This window comes from Methanobacterium sp. (genome assembly GCA_030017655.1).
Taxonomy (GTDB): Archaea; Methanobacteriota; Methanobacteria; order Methanobacteriales; family Methanobacteriaceae; genus Methanobacterium_D.
This window is the reverse complement of the sequence record JASEIM010000009.1, coordinates 1-16,776: the sequence shown is the minus strand read 5'-3', so window position 1 is coordinate 16,776 and position 16,776 is coordinate 1. Positions and strand designations below refer to the sequence as shown.

Genomic DNA, 16,776 nt, shown 5'->3' with positions numbered 1-16,776 from the left:
AAATGGAGTATTATGGTGTGGTAAAATGACCCTAACAGATTCAGAATGTAAATTTGTAAAAAAAGAACTTGGAAGAGATCCCAATTCGTTAGAATACGGTATGCTAGACATTATGTTTTCAGAGCACTGCTCCTATAAAAGCAGCCGTCCAATTCTAAAATTATTCCCTACAGATGGGCCTCGTGTTATTTTAGGCCCTGGAGACGATGCAGGTATTGTGGAACTTACAGATGAACTTGCACTTGTTATTGGAATGGAAAGTCACAATCACCCTTCCGCTATTGAGCCATATGGAGGAGCAGGTACTGGAATCGGGGGTATAATAAGAGACATAATATCTATGGGCGCTATGCCAATAGCATTGCTTGATTCATTAAGATTTGGCCCCCTTGAAGATCAAAGATCTCGATATATTTTTGAATATGTAGTAAAAGGTATTTCAGATTATGGAAACAGGGTAGGAATCCCAACGGTTGGTGGAGAAGTCGAATTTGACGAAAATTTCAAATTTAATCCACTTGTAAATGTTGTATGCGCAGGACTTGTAAACAAAAAAGACATTGTAAGGGGCATTGCCCCAAACGTTGGAGATATTTTTGTCCTTATGGGTGGAAGAACCGGAAGAGACGGCATTCATGGAGTTACATTTGCCTCTGAGGAGCTCACAACAGAATCAGAACTTGAAGACAGGCCTGCTGTCCAAGTAGGAGATCCATTCACCAAGAAAATGGTCTTAGAAGCCACTCTCGAAGCACTGGAAAAAATAGACGTAGTGGGACTTAAAGATCTTGGAGGAGGCGGTCTAACTTGTTGTGTTTCCGAAATGGCTGGTAAAGGAGGAAACGGAGCTGAAGTAGAACTTACTAAAATCCCTCTGAGAGAAGGAGGAATGACTCCATATGAGATAATGCTTTCTGAGTCACAGGAAAGAATGGTTTTTGTTGTTAAACCAGAAGACGTGGATGCTCTTTTAGATATTTTCGAAAAATACGAGCTTCCGGCCGCAGTTATTGGAAAGGTTACAGAAGGTGAAGACCTGGTTATTAAAAAGGATGGAGAAATAATATCTAAATTAAAGACGGATACTCTCTCAGACCCCCCTATAATCTATAGGGAGTCAAAAAAACCAGAAAGAAAGGAAGAATATATCCAGTTAGAGGAAATCGATCCCCAAGATGCTCTTCTTAAACTTCTCTCATCTCCCAACATTGCAAGTAAAAAATGGGTTTACAAACAATACGATCACGAAGTACAGATTAGAACTGCTGTAAAACCAGGGGATGATGCTGCTGTATTAAAGATTGATGATGAAAAAGCCATTGCACTAACATCTGATTGTAACAGTACATTCACAAAACTTGACCCATATCATGGTGGAGCAGGGGCGGTTGCAGAAGCTATAAGAAATGTTGTTTCTATGGGTGCTGAGCCAATATGCATTGTTGATTGTCTGAATTTTGGAAATCCCGAAAAACCAGAGGTATTCTGGCAGTTTGAAGAATGTGTTAAAGGAATGTCTGATGTAGCAAGAACATTCGAAACCCCTGTAATCAGCGGTAATGTGAGTTTTTATAACGAAACAGAGGGCGTAACTGTTAATCCATCCCCAGTTGTAGGCGTTGCAGGATTAATGGATATTAAAGATATTAGAACTCTTGATTTCAAAAATGAAGGAGATAAGATCATTTTAATTGGAGAAACATATCCTGAACTTGATGGATCTGAATATCATAAGGTAATTAATGGGGTTGCACAGGGAAATCCTCCAAAAGTAAATATGAATATGGAATTGGAGTCTGTTAATTCGGTTTTAGACATTATAAGAAATGATAAGAGCGGATCTATTACTGCAGTTCATGACTGTTCATCTGGAGGACTAGCTGTTGCATTAGCTGAAATGGCAATTTCTGGAGGAGTTGGAGCGGTTTTAGACACTTCAAAAATACCTAAAGAAAATGAGAAAATGAGTGATACTGAACTATTATTTTCAGAATCAAATGCAAGATTTATCGTAACTACAAATAATAAGCATGTAGAAGAACTATTAAGTAAAATAAATGCACCTGCAGCAGTTATCGGTGTTGTTGAAGGTAAAAAGTTGATTGTTAACAGAGATTTAATTAATGTAGATCTGGACGTACTTAAAGAATCATATCATGGAGTAATAGAAAACTTTATGGCATAAAATATTAAATGAAACCTCAAAATAGATAAATGGCCTGATTTTATGAAAGGAGAGAGTTTAAGACAGTTAATTCATGCATCAGGCATTTTTATTGTTTTTTTGACATGGTTTTTTGATCCAATCATCGTTATGCTTATATGCATAGCAATTGTGTTATTTGTGGAGCTAATCTTTAGGATAGATAAGCAGCGCTATGTTTTCTTCTTTTCTGAGATTTTAAGAAGGACAAAACGGAAAAACGATGAAAGAGGTTTTATCTATTTTTTTATTGGAATTATAATAACATTGTACCTATTCCGGTTTAATATTTCAGTTGCCAATGCAGCCATAATAATACTTCTTTTTGGAGACTCCGCATCTACACTAATTGGAAAAAGATTTGGTAGACATTATCTTCCATTTAACGAAAATAAAACTGTAGAAGGAAGTATTGCATTTCTTGCCGTTGGTTTTGCAGGGGCTTTAACCCAGCTTCCAGTGATTCCAGCGCTTTTTGGAGCTGTATTTGGTACATTAACTGAAGCTTACAGCCCAATAGATGACAATATTCCCATTCCAATTATTTCAGGACTTGTGATGGGTTTAATAATAAGTCTTATAGGTTAATTTAATAGTAAACATGCCCATATTGAAAACTAATTAATCAGAAAAAATAAATCAGGTGAGATGTTGCGCTTAAATAAACTGAATATAATCGGCATATTCATGATGTTATTTGCAATTTTATTATTCTTTACAAATTTTTTAGATAATATCATATTAACCCTTACGTATCCTTTTCTGGAAGGATCATCCGAGGGTAAATCGGTTATTTTGTTTATGGTAATGGGAAGTTTATTATTTTTTTATCCCCTTTTCAATGAAAATGGAACAATTACTAAAAAAATGTCATTATTAAAATTTGATGGCCAGAAATACCTTAAATTAACCATCTTAATGGTTTTCATCACCTATATATTTATTATTCTCATGGAAATCTGGATAAGGGTAAAAATTGGTGTTTCTCTCTTTACAATATTTGTATCCTTTAATCAGAGCGCCAGCAGCACCAGCATAGTCCACAGTCATGTGTTAAAATCAGTTTTAGGTTACTTTGTCAGTTCATCAGGGATTTATGTACCATCCCATATAAATACTGGAAGTTCACTTGCTCAGTATGTTTCTCCCGTATCATTTATCGCTATTATTGCGTTTCCACTTGTTTACATTGCTGGAATTATATCACTAAACGGCAGAAGGGATCTTTACAAGGTAATTCTCGCCTTTGCAATAACTACATCCTTAATAGGTATGCTCGATGGAGGATTGTTCTCTGCACCTGCTCTTGTTGGATTGAGCGGTCTTTTAGGGATTTATGCCATAAAAACGCCTTTTTCGCCAAGAAATCTCATAAAGCCGAGTGTTGTGATAATTATACTCATTATAATCAGGGTTTCAATTGGTTTAATTGGAAGTAATGCCGATTTTCATGAGATAACCATTATAAATCCATCCGAAAATATAGATCTTAATTCTTATGAGGTTTTGAGCGTTGAAGAAAATACAGACAGATTGATAGTTAAATTACCGGCAAATATAAATGATAAAGACCTGTTACTTAAATTAATTGAGGATTTAAAAGGTAAAAGCGATGGATTTTTCATTTCATGGAATATATTCTCCTGGAATCCTTCTTAAGGACTAAAAATTAATTATTCAGTATTTTATAAACGTATAGCCCTTTCATGTCTAAAATACTTTACAGTTAATCCAAATATTAAAGTTGAAATCAGAATTGTTGGAATTACAAAGATAAGTGAGGAAAGTTCAAATGATGGTGATGAAGCTATTTTAACCATTAAAACTGTTGGAATAATGTTCAATATGCCCTCTAAATATGGAATTTTCATAAAGAGAGGTATAAAGAGGATAAATGATGTAAACATCAAAGTAAGAGTTATCGCCGAGTTAGCCTCTTTTGTACTATCTACAAACATTGAAATCAATATTCCAATCCCTATAAATGCTAAACCAACAAAAAACATGATTCCTATTAAAATAAAAGTATTATAAATTGGTGCACCCAGAAAATCAAGTAAAATAAGCCATGCTATACTTTGAAACATTGAAAATGAGAATATTGGCAATATTTTTCCAATTATAACCATTGAACTTGAAAAAGGAGTCATAAGAAGCATTTCAAATGTTTTTCTTTCCCTTTCTCCCACGATACTGTCAGTTACAATATTGCTTGCCAGGAAAAATGGAAGGAAAAGCACAAAGGGAACTATAAATCCATACATTATTTCAACAAAATATGAGGTATTCATAGCTAGATCAGAAGTTTTTTCATTGTTAACTTTAATTTCATTTAAAATTAATGGATTTTCAATTTTTTCTATTAAATCATTGCTTATTCCTGCAGATTTAAGTTTTTTTTCTAATTTGAATTTATCTGTGGCCCTATCTATTTTCTCAAATACAACAGGATAGAACACATTTGTGGTATCTGATTGTAGCAGTATATCCTCTTCCGGAGGGGGTGAAACCCTAATTACGGCAACTAACTGAGTTCCAAGCAGTTTGTCTGCCTCATTTATATCTTTAAAGAAAACCACATTTAAGTTTTGAGCTTTCAGGTTATTAACAATGCTAGAATCCTTTAAATCTTCTGAAATGCCAACTTTTAGTGAAGATGTAACTCCATATTTGTCAAGAAGCCCTGGATCAGTTACAATAGAACTTGCTATGCCTAAACCAAATGCGCCGAGAATTATAAATATCTGAACAAATACCACCAGCAGATAAATTTTGTTGGTGAGTATATCTTGAGCTTCCTTTTTTGAAAGAGCCATTAACTTCATTCTATCTCCTTTAACTTACAGTTGATATAATTAACGCTTTTACATTTTATTTTAATTTAGTAGACCACTATTTGATTAATTTGGATGGAATATTGGTTTTTCAATATCATTTTTTGATCTGTTTAAAACCTCTTTTTTTTAATCCTGATAAATCCATTATAAGTTTAACTAAGCCGGGTCTTGGCCCAAATATAATATCATCCCGCCTAAACAGCTTAATTGATATCCAGTAGGAAATGATACTAACTATTGCAATAGAAAAAATGGGAATGATAAAATCAACTGCAGGTATATTTTCACCTGAAAAAAGACGCATTACCATGGTCATTGGCGATATATTAGATGACGGGGATCTATTTGAAATATATGCAAGTGCCGGAATAATTAGAAACCCAACAATAAATATATAAATAAAGCTTAATCCAATTCCTGCTTCTTTATAATTCTTTGAATATGCTGCTACGACACTTGTTACACCAATTATCGGGACAGAAGTCAATACTACTCCTAAATAAACCATTAGAGGGTTTTTAATGCTAAATCCTGCAATTAACAGTATTAAAATCCAGATACCTACCTGCAGGGCTATTGTTAAAATTATTGCCAGATTTTTACCTATTATGATATCACTATGGCTCAACGGCATTGCAATTAATATTTCCCCAGTTTTTCTCTCTTTTTCACCCACAATACTGTCAATAACCATATTTCCAAAAAGAAAAAGAGGCAAAAACAGCAGCACTGCTATCATCATTTTTTTTATAATCTGTAAAGGTAATGATTCGCCCTTTTTTTCTTCTTTAACTTCGATATCCACTACTTTTTCTTGAGATATCAGTGAATCGGCCCATTGATCAGAAATAGAAGTTGAAAATGCCTCCAGTGTAGAATTTACCTCCTTTAGAACTACTGCCTGCTTTGGATCTTCTGAATTCACATAAAGGTCTACATTAACTGTTTGAATTTTTTCTATTCTTTCTCTGGAGTCTTCAGGAAGAATTAAAACTCCAGTAACTTTCCCTTCTTTTAAACGTGCTAATGATTCATTATGATTCAAATTTTCAATATTTAGAACTTCTTTATTAAGTTTATCTACAAAAAATCCCTCATTATCTAAAACATGAACAGATGCAAACCCGGATAGAGAAGGAGATAATGAAATACCCTCTTCAGAGTCTAAAGTTGTGATAAACACGTTGAAAAAACTCATCATTAATATGAGAACTCCAAATTGTAAAATAAAAATCATGAGGAATTTTTTACTTGATAAAGTGTTTTTAAGTTCCCACTTTGTTATTTTAGAGAATCTCATAGATAAACCCTTAAACATTATTTTATTGAATGGATAAATACATCCTCTAATGATGGTTCTTTGGTGTTAATAGATATCAGATTATTTCCAATCAATGCTGCTATATCCGAAATTTCATCTTTAGAATTTAGAGATATGGAGAGAGTTTCACCCTTTAAATTCACATTTTCAACGGAACTTACTGAATGAATTTTATTAAAATCAATGTCTGGATGTTTAATTTTTATTTTTAGTATTATGTCGCCATGTATTTTAGCTTTTAAATATTCTGGAGTTCCCATATCCCTGATCTTACCACTATTTAGAATTGCCACCCGGTCGCAGAGAGCATCAGCTTCATCCATGTAATGAGTGCACAAAACAATTGTTTTTTCACCTTTAAGGTCCTCAATAAATCCCCTTATTGCAAGAGATGTTGCTGGATCAAGCCCCATTGTGGGTTCATCAAATATAATAATCTGAGGATCATGTATCAGCGCCCTTGCAATGCCAATTCTCTGGCGTAATCCCTTTGAAAATGTGTTTATACGGTGATCCGCTCGTTTTTCCATTCCAACAAGTTCTAAGAGTTCACTGATCCGTTCATTAAGTTTATCTTTTGGAACTCCGTAAAGTTCTCCAAAGTATTTCAATAAATCGCGTGCTTTAAATCTCTCATATAGGTTAGGCTCTTCTGGAAGGTATCCTATCATGGATTTGACTTTTATCGGGTCGCTTAAAACGCTATACCCCCCAACAGTAACATCACCAGAGTCAGGTTTTAATATACCACATATTATCCTTATTGCAGTGGTTTTTCCAGCTCCATTAGGTCCTATTATCCCCAAAAGCTCTCCTTTTTTGATGTCAAGGTTTAAATTGTCTAAAGCATGTATTTTGCCGAAATATTTGGACAGGGAGCTTATGCTTATCATCTATTTAGGATTGATTTTAAAACATATAAATTTTTATTATCAATTTATCCCCCTTTTTTCTTATTAGAACTCTATAGTAATTTTAGAGATAAAATGTATTAATTTAAATGTAAAATTATGAATGTTAACTGATAAAAACATCAAATTCACAAAATATAATAATAAAAAATTAAAACTTTTTATTATAACTAGAAAGGTGTAAAAATGACTGATGAAAATAAACTTAAAAAAGCTGCTTTTGCTGCAGGCTGCTTCTGGGGGATTGAAGAAGAATTCAGAAACACTAAAGGAGTTGTATCTACTGCTGTTGGGTATATGGGGGGCCATACCGAAAATCCAACCTATGAAGATGTATGTTCAGGTAAAACAGGCCATGCAGAAACAGTAGAAGTAACTTACGACCCTTCAGAAGTAACTTATGAGGAATTACTTAACGTCTTCTGGAAAATTCATGATCCAACAACACTAAATAGACAGGGGCCAGATATAGGCGAACAGTACAGATCAGTCATCTTCTATTACGATGAAGAACAGAAAAAGTCTGCTAATGCTTCAAAAGGAAAACTACAAAAATCAGGGACATTTAATCGAGATATAGTGACAGAAATTGTTCCTGCAGATAAATATAAATTTTACAGGGCTGAGGAATATCATCAGCAATATCTTAAAAAGAGAGGAATGCGCAGCTGCAGATTCTGAAATACCCTCTGAAATTTTTGTAAAAACTATCCAGGATTAGAAGGAATAATTAATCTCAAATAAATTTCTTTTTTATTATTCCTGATAATTTTCTTCTATTGCATCAACTATACATGGAGCATTCCAGCCCACAACATCTTCTGCGATTTCTTCAAGCTCTGAAGGTACGTTTTCCATTCCAAAGGGCCTTATAAGGATTATAGGTTTATTCGTCTTAACTGCAATGTCTATTTGCCTCTGGATAATGTTTTTATATTTATTATATAACCCAGACAAGATTATAACTACGCCTACAGGGTTTATTTGTTTTTCAAGTGATTCATCAGTAGTTTTATCTTCTTCGGGCGTGCTGTAGTTATCAAATTCAAAATCATGTGCTGATATTAGTTTTTCTTCAAATCTGGAATATTCTTCTTCTTTTCTGCCAGTGTGGCTTATAAATATATTGTATTTTTTTGATTCCAGTTCAAACACTTTTTTATCCCCTAATTATAATTCATTAATAGTTAGTCTTGAATCTACTTATAATACTTAAGGAAATAATGATTAATAAAAATAGATTTAGATATCCTCTAAAATCAAAAATAAAAGGTTAACAGTTGTAAATTTACAACTGCACCCAATAATGGGCCATTCCTGCCATGGAAATTCATCTTTTATACGAACATAGAATTGTAACCATAAGCTCTGTAAGGAACAGTGACCCATTTTCCATTTTGATATACTTGAACTGATCTATGCTTACTTGAATAGCTTGTTGCGTATTGAACTATTCTTGAGTTGTATCCTGCACTTTTAAGTTTACCGTTTAAGTATTCGCTCATAGCCCAGCAATCTCCTGCCCCTGCCCTTTGCATAGCAGCAGCAGTACTGATACCGCGCCTGTAACCATATTTAGCTCCAGATCTCATTATTGTGTCTAATTGAGGATTGCTTGTCCATCCTGCACTGCTTGTGCGATAATAACTAGTTTCATAACTTGAAGCAGCGTTTACTTTTTTGTAAACCCACTTAGTTTTCCATTTGCCCCTGGACTTGTATCTAACCTTCACTCGCTTATATTTGTACTTTTTGGCATTCTTGTAAGTTTTGGCTTTTTTGTACTTCTTGACTTTCTTGTATTTCTTAGTTTTTTTGTATTTTTTATATTTAGAAGCTGCATTTACTTCTAAAGGTTGTATATCTTTGTTTAAACCAATTTTTGCACTATTGTCCGATGCATTTTGGTCTTCTACCCCCCCTACTGAGGGAAAAATGCACATTGCCATTGTTACCACTAATAACAATGCACATGCCGATTGTCGCTTAATTGTACCGCCTCCGAGTCCTAACGTATTAATACACCTACATAGGACGTTTTGGACATAACAAAATAACTCAACATCACATATAAATGTTTTGATTTTTTTCTCCAAAAAACGCCAGCATAACTCTCTTTTTTTGATTTAAGACTGCCTTAGAGGTTATTTAACTGTTGAATTATAGATGAACACTCTCCAATTGAATTTTTACTAAATTAACCCAAATAAGAGCTATTTTCAAAAAATCGTCACGTATAGAAACTTTTATACCTCCATATTATCACTTCAAATCATATATGATGATAGATGCCTTACCTTTTTTAATAAATATCAATTAATGGACATTTTTCATCTAAAAAAGTTAGTATGTAGTTATAATTTAATTATAAAATCCTTTAAAATAGTTTAATTAGAAATAATATAAAATATGGATTTTTTCATAGAAAAATCAAAATTTATTACTGATTAAGTTTGAGATATCAAATCACCCAAAATATAATTTAAATAAAAGTCATATATACGAATACAACAAAATACTGATTATTAAATTTTAGGTGGACTACATCAAAATGTTTTTATCAAGTTTAATGCCTTTAGAAAAAGCGCTAAATATCATTGAAGCTAAGGAAATTGTAACCAGTATTGAGGAAGTTTCTATTGGGGATGCATATAATCGTGTGCTTGCAGAAGATATAACTTCGCTTTTAAATTCTCCTGCATTTGATAATTCGGCCATGGACGGCTATGCTGTAAAGGCAGAAGATACTTTCGGTGCATCACAGGCAAATCCTGCACATTTAAAAATTGTAGATAGAATAGGCGCAGGAAAGGCATCATATGTTTCATTAAAAAATGGTGAAGCTGTAAAAATAGCTACCGGCGCCCCTATACCTGAAGGGGCGAATGCCGTGGTCATGGAAGAATATACACTAGAAAATGGCGATGATTTAGAAGTTGAATATTCATTAACACCTTCTGAAAACGTTTCACCTAAAGCTGAAGATTTTAAAATGGGAGACCTTATTTTAAAGTCTGGAAATCTTCTAAGACCCCAGGATATTGGTATAATATCCTCTTCAGGTCATGAAAAAATAAAAGTGTTTAAAAAACCTAAAATAGGAGTAATAACTACCGGAAATGAGCTTGTAATGTCCCTATCTGAAATAAAAGAAGCAAAGATTATAAATTCTAACTATTATACTTTAAAGGCCCTTGTAGAAAGCATTCTTGCAGTTCCAGAAGTTACACACTGCACAGATGAAGCAGAAAAGGTATCCGGTCAGATTAAAGAATTTTTAAAGTCCTGTGATGCCATAATAACAACAGGGGGCACTGCAATCAGCAAGGGGGATGTTGTGGTGGATGTCATTGGCAAATTAGGTGAAGTTTTGATTCATGGGGTCGCCATTAAGCCTGGTAAACCATTTGGATTTGGAATAATTGATAGTACTCCAATATTTATGCTTTCTGGTTATCCTGTGGCTTCCATGGTGCAGTTTGACATTTTTGCACGGAATTTTATTCTGAAAATGCAGAATATCCATAGAAAACCTCCACTCATCAAAAAAATTGCATCACGAAAGATCCCTTCAACACTGGGAAGAACAGAGTATATAAGGGCAAAAACAGATGGAAATATGGTATCTCCCTTAAAAATTAGAGGTTCTGGAGTTATAAGATCTATGGTTGAATCTGACTCCTATATTTTAATAGATGAAAATAATGAAGGAATAGCAGAAGGAGAAGAGTGCAATGTTTTGCTCTATGACTCCCTAAAGGTTTAATTCAAATTTATTAAAGAATATTTAATATAAAGGTGATTTAGTGAACGTTTTATGGTATTATGCCATTGGATTTGTAATCATATGGGTTTTAGCCCTTTTATTTAAAGATAAACTAAAAATTGATGTAAATGGCCCTCTTTTAATGAGAAGAACATTGCGTATGAGGGATTTAATTGATTCTATCGCTCGAAAAAGCCCAAGATTCTGGAAACTATTTATGAATATCGGAATCCCTGTATCTGTATTTTTTATGGGTTTGATGATTTATTTTATAATATTATCACTTAAAACATTCACGACAGCCCCACCAGCATCTCCAATTCTGCCCGGTGTTGATTATCCAGGAAATCCAATATATTTACCATTAGGTTATGGTTTAATTGGGCTTGCAACAGTAATTGTTGTCCATGAATTCGCTCATGGAATTCTGGCAAGGGTTGAAGGAATTAAAATAAAATCAATAGGCGTATTATTGCTTGGAGTCCTTCCAGGTGCATTTGTTGAACCTGATGAAGAAGGAGTTAAAAAAGCTTCAAGACTTGCAAAGCTCCGAATCTACGCAGCAGGGTCTATATTCAATCTTAGTCTTGCATTTATTGCCCTACTAATTGTATTTTTAGTGTCAAATTTTGCAATTGCACCTTCCTTCCATTCAGATGGAATAGAAATTACCAGTGTAGTTCCAAATAGCCCGGCCGAAGGTATTTTAAAAGAAGGAATGATCATCTACAGTATTAATGGAAAATCTACAAATAACATTACTGAATATGCAAACACCTTAAATAAAACAAAAATTGGTGATGAATTAACATTCCAAACTAATCAGGGAATATTTAAGGTTAAAACAGGATCTAATCCAAATAATTCCACCCGTTCATATATAGGAATACGAAGTACGGAACATCAGGTAATCAACCAGGATATTGCTGTAAAATATGGAAATACCCTCCCATGGATACTATTTTATCTTAAAGATCTGTTTAATTGGATATTTCTTTTAAACTTTGTAGTTGGAACCTTCAATTTGCTTCCAATGAAACCATTAGACGGAGGACATATTTTTGAAGAGATATTAAGCTATAAACTATCTAAAGAAACTGTGAAACCAATAGTAAATGGGGTTTCCTTTGTTTTAATTGCATTTTTAGTAGTTAGCCTGATATATGGGGTGGGAAGAGGCATATTATTGTCTCTTAGTTAATCTAACACCCTATTTACTTTTTTCACAATCAAAACAAATATCAACTTCCCGATTAGTTTTATAAACTTTACCACATTTTTTACAGACTGTCTTTCTGATTAGTGGTTCCGGCCGTTTTACTGCTCTGTCCTTGCACTGGCACTTGATTCCAACCATGACCTTCGATTCTTTATCTTTCTTCCTTTTAGCCATAATTTACCCTTAAAAACTTAAAATCTGGTCAAATTCTTCCATGATATCAACCACAAGGTCATCATATCCCCGGATAATTTTTATTCCATCTATTAAATCATTCTCTTTAATTCCTCTGGCATTTAAATCATTTGAATTTGCATATATAAGCGAATTTTCAAGTAAATTTAATATTTTGTCTTCATTCAGATGCCCTTTCCTTGCACAGAAAACTCCATTACCTATCATGTAAATTGTGACTTCGTCCTTTCCCTGATACAAATTTGCAAATTGTATAAATGTCTGGAAACCTTCTTCTGCAGGGGTTTTTGTTAATATAAGTCCTATATGCATTATTCTCTCCTGAATACTTTTTTCTGTTTTAATTATATTTTCCATCCGAGTATTTCCATTATCTTATTTCCTAAACTTGATTTAAGGCATTTCACGTTGTTTGCATATCCCATTTCGTGTAAAAGCATGCATTCATAAAGTTTAGATTCTCCTGAAAGCACTTTCATTGCAAACGCCATACATGTGGTTTGTCCACATTCAGCACAGTCTGTCTGAGGCAAGCACTTGTATATTGTTAAAGGTCCGATTTTAGATAATTTCTCTTTTAAAGCCATAGAACTGGCAGTTTTCCCTTCCTGAACTTCCTGGTGGGTTTTATTTATTAAAGTACTTATTTCTCTGATTATCTCAATGGATTCTTCCTTAGTGTTGGTTTTATTCATGCTCACTTTTCCAGAGGGATAAACCGTGATAAGTCGTTCATAAATGGAAAGGGTTAAAATATTCTTTTTTTCAAGATAATTTACATTTCCTGGGGGAAATTTAACAGCCAGATGAGGTAAGACGTGGTGAAGCTCATTATCAAGCTGTAATAGAACACTGATTTGTCCTTCAGCAATTATGCATGGCTTAATATTTTTTATTACAACCTTTTTAATCAGCGATCCGTTTTTAAAAAGTTCGTATTCTATTTCTTCCATTTTCATTTTGATACCTGAATTATTATATCCTCGTAAATTGGATTTTCTAGATCTTAATAACTGCTTCTTTGGCTCTGGTAATTTCATAGAGCTCTTTTGAATTAACCACTTCAATGGTTTCCATCAAATCATCTTCACTAATGCCTCTTTTTTTAAGAGAATCTTCATAAACGTATAAATTCCCTTCAGGGAATATTAGATATGTTAATTCTCCAACACATGGAAATTTAATATCATCGGAGTTCTGACCGTGTATAGCGGCATATACTCCATCTTCAATTAACACAACATCTGCATCCAGCTGTCTGTTCAAACAGGCTATTTCCACAAAAAATCCGCTGAATACATCTTCCCAGCCGTAAGGGGCTTTATCAATTATCACTAAAACTGAATCCATATTATCAACCGTTTAACCTAAACTTAAAACTTTATCACTCTTTTTAATCCATTCTGGAATGTCGTAAACATTTGTAATTGTTATTCCATTAATATATGGGAATTTAGCGTCACATGCATATCCTCTTGCTGTTGCACACCTTACACATGCCCTTATATCGGCACCTCTACTGACAAGTTTCTTTATTTTTTCTAAAATATTGGGAAATGAGTGTGGATTCTGCCCTTTACGAGGGATGTGGGTGGCGTCCATGTAAAGAAATATATTAACATTATATTCATTATTTAAAGCGCTTTTAGCGATTTCATAGGCCATATCTGCATATTGAGATCGATATGGGCCTTCTGTTAATATCAGGGTCAGGGTCTTTTTAGGTGGTGAACTTTCCATAATTTAATATATTTTTTATTAGAATAAATAATTTTCATGAATAATAATGAACAATAATAAAAATAATATTAAAAAAATTTAATCAATTAATTCTGTAAAATATCTTTTTAGAATATTAAAATTCATTTAAAATGGTTATTAAAATTTTAATTTCAACTGATAGAACAATATGATAAATAATACACCTAAAATAGAAAATAAAATTAAAGACTTATTTTAAATTTATTCTTTTTCTTCTTTAACGCTTTGAAGTGCTGTAAAAAATCTAGGATTTTTACGCTCCAAACGCTACGCGTTTGAGAGCTTCCTCAAATGCTTCCTTATGGAAATTCGCTGCCATCTCTTTTTTACACTCATCATCGCTGAATAATCTCATTTTTGGAGCCCTGCATGGATAATGCTGTATTTTTAAACCAGCTTTTATTGGTAAATCCTCTAAATTCTGTCCAATCATTTCTTCAGCCACAAAAAATGTTGATCCACAGGGAGATGACCTTAAAACTTCTATATCAACAACTTTATCGCCCTGACAGTTTATTCTAACAATGGGCCTTCCAAATTTGGCTACAAACTCATCGAATACAGGATTTCCATTTTCCTGAAGATCGCACATGTTTTCAGGGCATGTAACATTTCCTAATCTTTCAAGCTGGTTTTTAAATCCTTCACCCCTCCATGCAGCCACTATCACCCATTCTACCTTGTCATGAAGCATTTCTACGAGGTCGAGGGTAAGATCAGGATGAATGGTGTAGGTTATGAGTATATCTGCAGCTTCAAATTTCTTTAAAGCGTCTTCCGGAATTTCAATTTCATCCATAAACATGGAGGCTGGTTGTTCAAGTTCTATAAACTCAGTATCAAATTCTTTACTTATATATTCATATGCACGTTCCCCATAAGGGCCATCTGTAGCTATTGCGACTTTTAACATCTTTTTAAGCTCCTGAAATTATATCTTTACTTAATTAATATCATTTATTAACGAATTTTCTATCCAATCTTTAATTTCATCTCTAATAATTCTAAAAACATCTATTTTTTCCAGATTATTTTCAAAGTAAGTGGCTGGATCCTTAAATCCATGGTGAATGTATTTTTTACCACTTAAAAACACTGGACAGTTTCCATCATCGCAGAGCGTTACCACATAGTCAAATTTTTGCCCATTGTATTCCTCGAGATTTGTAGAGGATTGATCAGAGATATCAATCCCAATTTCGGCCATGACTTCGATGGCTATCGGACTTACGCCCTTAGGATCAATTCCAGCACTATATACATCATATTTATCTCCGCATATGTGTTTTAATAGCCCTTCTGCCATTTGAGATCTACCAGAGTTATTTCTGCAAATAAATAAAACGCTCTTTTTGGAATTATGGTTTGTCAATAAAATCACTCGCTGTCTTCTAAAAGCTCTTTAATTTTCTTTTTAACTGCTTCAACGCATTTTTCTCCTTCTTCGTCAAGTCTTGCAACATCAGTAGGTTTCAAACCCTCTTCATTTAATAATTTCATTATGTTTAAGTCTTTAGAAGTTTTAACACCCTTTTGGGAGAGTATTTTACCAACACATGCATTTTCGCATCCGTTTATTGCAATAATTGGATATTTTTTTATTAAATTTTTATATCCTCCGCTTTCTGCAGATGTGGCAGTTATACATATGGATATAACATCTTCATTTTCATTAACAGTGTCTGAACATGCTGCTCTTGCAACTAATCCATAAGGACTCATTCCTGTACAAGGTGAAACAGCTATTTTCTCTTTTGCCATTGTAATTCCTCCATATAAATCATATTACTAAATTTTGAATTAAATCAACAATTTCTGGGTTAACAAGTTTATAATGTATCCAGACTCCTTCTTTCCTTCCTTTTATAAATTCTGCATTTTTCAAAACATTTAAATGATGAGATATGGTAGATTGGGGTTTTTCAAGTACATTGATTATTTCACAAACACATAGTTCGCCGTCTTGAAGTAAATATAATATTTTAAGCCTTGTTGGATCAGAAATCGCTTTAAATAATTCTGATCTATGTTGTAATTCTTCATCACCCGGTATTTTATCCAGAGTTTCTTTTAATTTTATCTGGTTACTACAGGGTTTTCCTTCACCCGTAATCTCACATGTTTTCATAAAATCACCCTGATTTCCCATATTTATTCTGGCACTCCGGACAGATATAAACATCTTTATCTGTTGTGAATACTCTATCACAAATTTCGCATATAACGTCTTTAAAACCTGGTTTTTGTGGTTTTACACAAGAACAACTTGAACATGCCCCTGTACTACTCCTATTTAGCATTACTGTGTTTTTTCCTATTTTTGTCAATTTGATTACCCCACCCAATGTTAGTTTTTATAAATAAATAAGAAGTTTTAGCCACAACAGCCACTCCCACTGCCTAATCTGAATCCTAATCTACCTAAAAATGGTGTATATCCTTTATTCATAAGTTGTGGTTGGCTTATTAGTGCATAAATCCCTACTTTTCCAGAAGAAAGTAATTCTATTAATTTTATAGAAGTAACATCCTTTAATAAATTAGTCATGTCTTTTGTATCCAT

At 33.4% G+C, this 16,776-nt stretch carries 22 protein-coding genes; 6 read left to right on the top strand and 16 right to left on the bottom strand.

The window, feature by feature from the left end; genetic code table 11:
• Positions 1-25: 25 nt before the first annotated feature.
• From purL to QMD61_05500, 3 genes are all read left to right on the top strand, one after another.
• Positions 26-2,185 carry a phosphoribosylformylglycinamidine synthase subunit PurL gene (purL, locus tag QMD61_05510; protein MDI6724085.1) on the top strand — a complete coding sequence of 720 codons (2,160 nt, stop codon included), beginning with the start codon at positions 26-28 and terminating at the stop codon, positions 2,183-2,185.
• Positions 2,186-2,227: 42 nt separating this feature from the next.
• The gene (locus QMD61_05505) at positions 2,228-2,791 is read left to right on the top strand and encodes a phosphatidate cytidylyltransferase (GenBank protein ID MDI6724084.1); all 564 of its coding nucleotides are present in this window, start codon (positions 2,228-2,230) and stop codon (positions 2,789-2,791) included.
• 63 nt (positions 2,792-2,854) lie between these two features.
• Complete coding sequence (locus QMD61_05500) at positions 2,855-3,862, top strand: hypothetical protein (GenBank protein MDI6724083.1); 1,008 nt, start codon at positions 2,855-2,857, stop codon at positions 3,860-3,862.
• Positions 3,863-3,888: 26 nt separating this feature from the next.
• Here QMD61_05500 and QMD61_05495 read toward each other — a convergent pair whose 3' ends face one another.
• The 3 genes from QMD61_05495 to QMD61_05485 all read right to left on the bottom strand — a co-directional run bounded on the left by QMD61_05495 (position 3,889) and on the right by QMD61_05485 (position 7,254).
• Positions 3,889-5,028 carry an ABC transporter permease gene (locus tag QMD61_05495; GenBank protein MDI6724082.1) on the bottom strand — a complete coding sequence of 380 codons (1,140 nt, stop codon included), beginning with the start codon at positions 5,026-5,028 and terminating at the stop codon, positions 3,889-3,891.
• Positions 5,029-5,134: 106 nt separating this feature from the next.
• Positions 5,135-6,340, bottom strand: a complete 1,206-nt coding sequence (locus QMD61_05490; protein ID MDI6724081.1) for an ABC transporter permease — start codon at positions 6,338-6,340, stop codon at positions 5,135-5,137.
• Positions 6,341-6,357: 17 nt separating this feature from the next.
• Positions 6,358-7,254 carry an ABC transporter ATP-binding protein gene (locus QMD61_05485; GenBank protein MDI6724080.1) on the bottom strand — a complete coding sequence of 299 codons (897 nt, stop codon included), beginning with the start codon at positions 7,252-7,254 and terminating at the stop codon, positions 6,358-6,360.
• A 204-nt stretch (positions 7,255-7,458) separates the two neighbouring features.
• On the opposite strand from QMD61_05485, the gene msrA reads away from it, so the two are divergent.
• Complete coding sequence (gene msrA, locus QMD61_05480; GenBank protein ID MDI6724079.1) at positions 7,459-7,953, top strand: peptide-methionine (S)-S-oxide reductase MsrA; 495 nt, start codon at positions 7,459-7,461, stop codon at positions 7,951-7,953.
• A gap of 75 nt (positions 7,954-8,028) precedes the next feature.
• Here the strand turns inward: msrA and QMD61_05475 are convergent, their stop codons facing one another.
• Together QMD61_05475 and QMD61_05470 are read right to left on the bottom strand one after the other, a co-directional pair.
• A complete protein-coding gene (locus QMD61_05475) occupies positions 8,029-8,427 on the bottom strand; it encodes a TIR domain-containing protein (GenBank protein ID MDI6724078.1) in 399 nt (132 codons plus the stop codon).
• Between the two features lie 182 nt (positions 8,428-8,609).
• Positions 8,610-9,368, bottom strand: a complete 759-nt coding sequence (locus QMD61_05470) for a hypothetical protein (GenBank protein MDI6724077.1) — start codon at positions 9,366-9,368, stop codon at positions 8,610-8,612.
• 455 nt (positions 9,369-9,823) lie between these two features.
• Here QMD61_05470 and QMD61_05465 point away from each other — a divergent pair, with 455 nt between their 5' ends.
• Positions 9,824-11,038 (top strand): molybdopterin molybdotransferase MoeA, encoded by a 1,215-nt coding sequence (locus tag QMD61_05465; GenBank protein ID MDI6724076.1) that lies wholly within the window; start codon positions 9,824-9,826, stop codon positions 11,036-11,038.
• 40 nt (positions 11,039-11,078) lie between these two features.
• The gene (locus tag QMD61_05460; protein MDI6724075.1) at positions 11,079-12,239 is read left to right on the top strand and encodes a site-2 protease family protein; all 1,161 of its coding nucleotides are present in this window, start codon (positions 11,079-11,081) and stop codon (positions 12,237-12,239) included.
• Between the two features lie 9 nt (positions 12,240-12,248).
• Here the strand turns inward: QMD61_05460 and QMD61_05455 are convergent, their stop codons facing one another.
• The 11 genes from QMD61_05455 to QMD61_05405 all read right to left on the bottom strand — a co-directional run.
• Positions 12,249-12,431 (bottom strand): hypothetical protein, encoded by a 183-nt coding sequence (locus QMD61_05455; protein MDI6724074.1) that lies wholly within the window; start codon positions 12,429-12,431, stop codon positions 12,249-12,251.
• 9 nt (positions 12,432-12,440) lie between these two features.
• Positions 12,441-12,764, bottom strand: a complete 324-nt coding sequence (locus QMD61_05450; GenBank protein ID MDI6724073.1) for a DsrH/TusB family sulfur metabolism protein — start codon at positions 12,762-12,764, stop codon at positions 12,441-12,443.
• Between the two features lie 32 nt (positions 12,765-12,796).
• Positions 12,797-13,411, bottom strand: coding sequence for a (Fe-S)-binding protein (locus QMD61_05445; GenBank protein ID MDI6724072.1), 615 nt, complete (start codon positions 13,409-13,411; stop codon positions 12,797-12,799).
• Between the two features lie 40 nt (positions 13,412-13,451).
• Positions 13,452-13,802 carry a DsrH/TusB family sulfur metabolism protein gene (locus tag QMD61_05440; protein MDI6724071.1) on the bottom strand — a complete coding sequence of 117 codons (351 nt, stop codon included), beginning with the start codon at positions 13,800-13,802 and terminating at the stop codon, positions 13,452-13,454.
• A 12-nt stretch (positions 13,803-13,814) separates the two neighbouring features.
• On the bottom strand, positions 13,815-14,192 hold the full coding sequence (locus tag QMD61_05435; protein MDI6724070.1) for a DsrE family protein: 378 nt from the start codon (positions 14,190-14,192) through the stop codon (positions 13,815-13,817).
• A gap of 274 nt (positions 14,193-14,466) precedes the next feature.
• Positions 14,467-15,126: a DUF166 domain-containing protein gene (locus QMD61_05430; GenBank protein MDI6724069.1), complete on the bottom strand. Its 660-nt coding sequence runs from the start codon at positions 15,124-15,126 to the stop codon at positions 14,467-14,469.
• Between the two features lie 30 nt (positions 15,127-15,156).
• Positions 15,157-15,594, bottom strand: coding sequence for an arsenate reductase ArsC (locus QMD61_05425; protein MDI6724068.1), 438 nt, complete (start codon positions 15,592-15,594; stop codon positions 15,157-15,159).
• Positions 15,591-15,974 carry a putative zinc-binding protein gene (locus QMD61_05420; protein ID MDI6724067.1) on the bottom strand — a complete coding sequence of 128 codons (384 nt, stop codon included), beginning with the start codon at positions 15,972-15,974 and terminating at the stop codon, positions 15,591-15,593. The genes QMD61_05425 and QMD61_05420 overlap by 4 nt, the downstream gene beginning before the upstream one ends.
• A 19-nt stretch (positions 15,975-15,993) precedes the next feature.
• Positions 15,994-16,341: a metalloregulator ArsR/SmtB family transcription factor gene (locus tag QMD61_05415; protein ID MDI6724066.1), complete on the bottom strand. Its 348-nt coding sequence runs from the start codon at positions 16,339-16,341 to the stop codon at positions 15,994-15,996.
• Positions 16,342-16,345: 4 nt separating this feature from the next.
• A complete protein-coding gene (locus QMD61_05410) occupies positions 16,346-16,540 on the bottom strand; it encodes a hypothetical protein (protein MDI6724065.1) in 195 nt (64 codons plus the stop codon).
• Positions 16,541-16,587: 47 nt separating this feature from the next.
• Positions 16,588-16,776 (bottom strand): hypothetical protein (locus QMD61_05405; protein MDI6724064.1); only part of this gene is annotated, 189 nt, incomplete at its 5' end.

Coding starts and splice junctions, on each gene's coding strand:
- QMD61_05495 (MDI6724082.1), bottom strand. CDS start 5,028: ATGAAGTTAATGGCTCTTTCAAAAAAGGAAGCTCAAGATATACTCACC.
- QMD61_05485 (MDI6724080.1), bottom strand. CDS start 7,254: ATGATAAGCATAAGCTCCCTGTCCAAATATTTCGGCAAAATACATGCT.
- QMD61_05420 (MDI6724067.1), bottom strand. CDS start 15,974: ATGGCAAAAGAGAAAATAGCTGTTTCACCTTGTACAGGAATGAGTCCT.
- purL (MDI6724085.1), top strand. CDS start 26: ATGACCCTAACAGATTCAGAATGTAAATTTGTAAAAAAAGAACTTGGA.
- QMD61_05505 (MDI6724084.1), top strand. CDS start 2,228: ATGAAAGGAGAGAGTTTAAGACAGTTAATTCATGCATCAGGCATTTTT.
- QMD61_05430 (MDI6724069.1), bottom strand. CDS start 15,126: ATGTTAAAAGTCGCAATAGCTACAGATGGCCCTTATGGGGAACGTGCA.
- QMD61_05465 (MDI6724076.1), top strand. CDS start 9,824: ATGTTTTTATCAAGTTTAATGCCTTTAGAAAAAGCGCTAAATATCATT.
- QMD61_05490 (MDI6724081.1), bottom strand. CDS start 6,340: ATGAGATTCTCTAAAATAACAAAGTGGGAACTTAAAAACACTTTATCA.
- msrA (MDI6724079.1), top strand. CDS start 7,459: ATGACTGATGAAAATAAACTTAAAAAAGCTGCTTTTGCTGCAGGCTGC.
- QMD61_05440 (MDI6724071.1), bottom strand. CDS start 13,802: ATGGATTCAGTTTTAGTGATAATTGATAAAGCCCCTTACGGCTGGGAA.
- QMD61_05435 (MDI6724070.1), bottom strand. CDS start 14,192: ATGGAAAGTTCACCACCTAAAAAGACCCTGACCCTGATATTAACAGAA.
- QMD61_05415 (MDI6724066.1), bottom strand. CDS start 16,341: ATGAAAACATGTGAGATTACGGGTGAAGGAAAACCCTGTAGTAACCAG.
- QMD61_05445 (MDI6724072.1), bottom strand. CDS start 13,411: ATGAAAATGGAAGAAATAGAATACGAACTTTTTAAAAACGGATCGCTG.
- QMD61_05450 (MDI6724073.1), bottom strand. CDS start 12,764: ATGCATATAGGACTTATATTAACAAAAACCCCTGCAGAAGAAGGTTTC.
- QMD61_05455 (MDI6724074.1), bottom strand. CDS start 12,431: ATGGCTAAAAGGAAGAAAGATAAAGAATCGAAGGTCATGGTTGGAATC.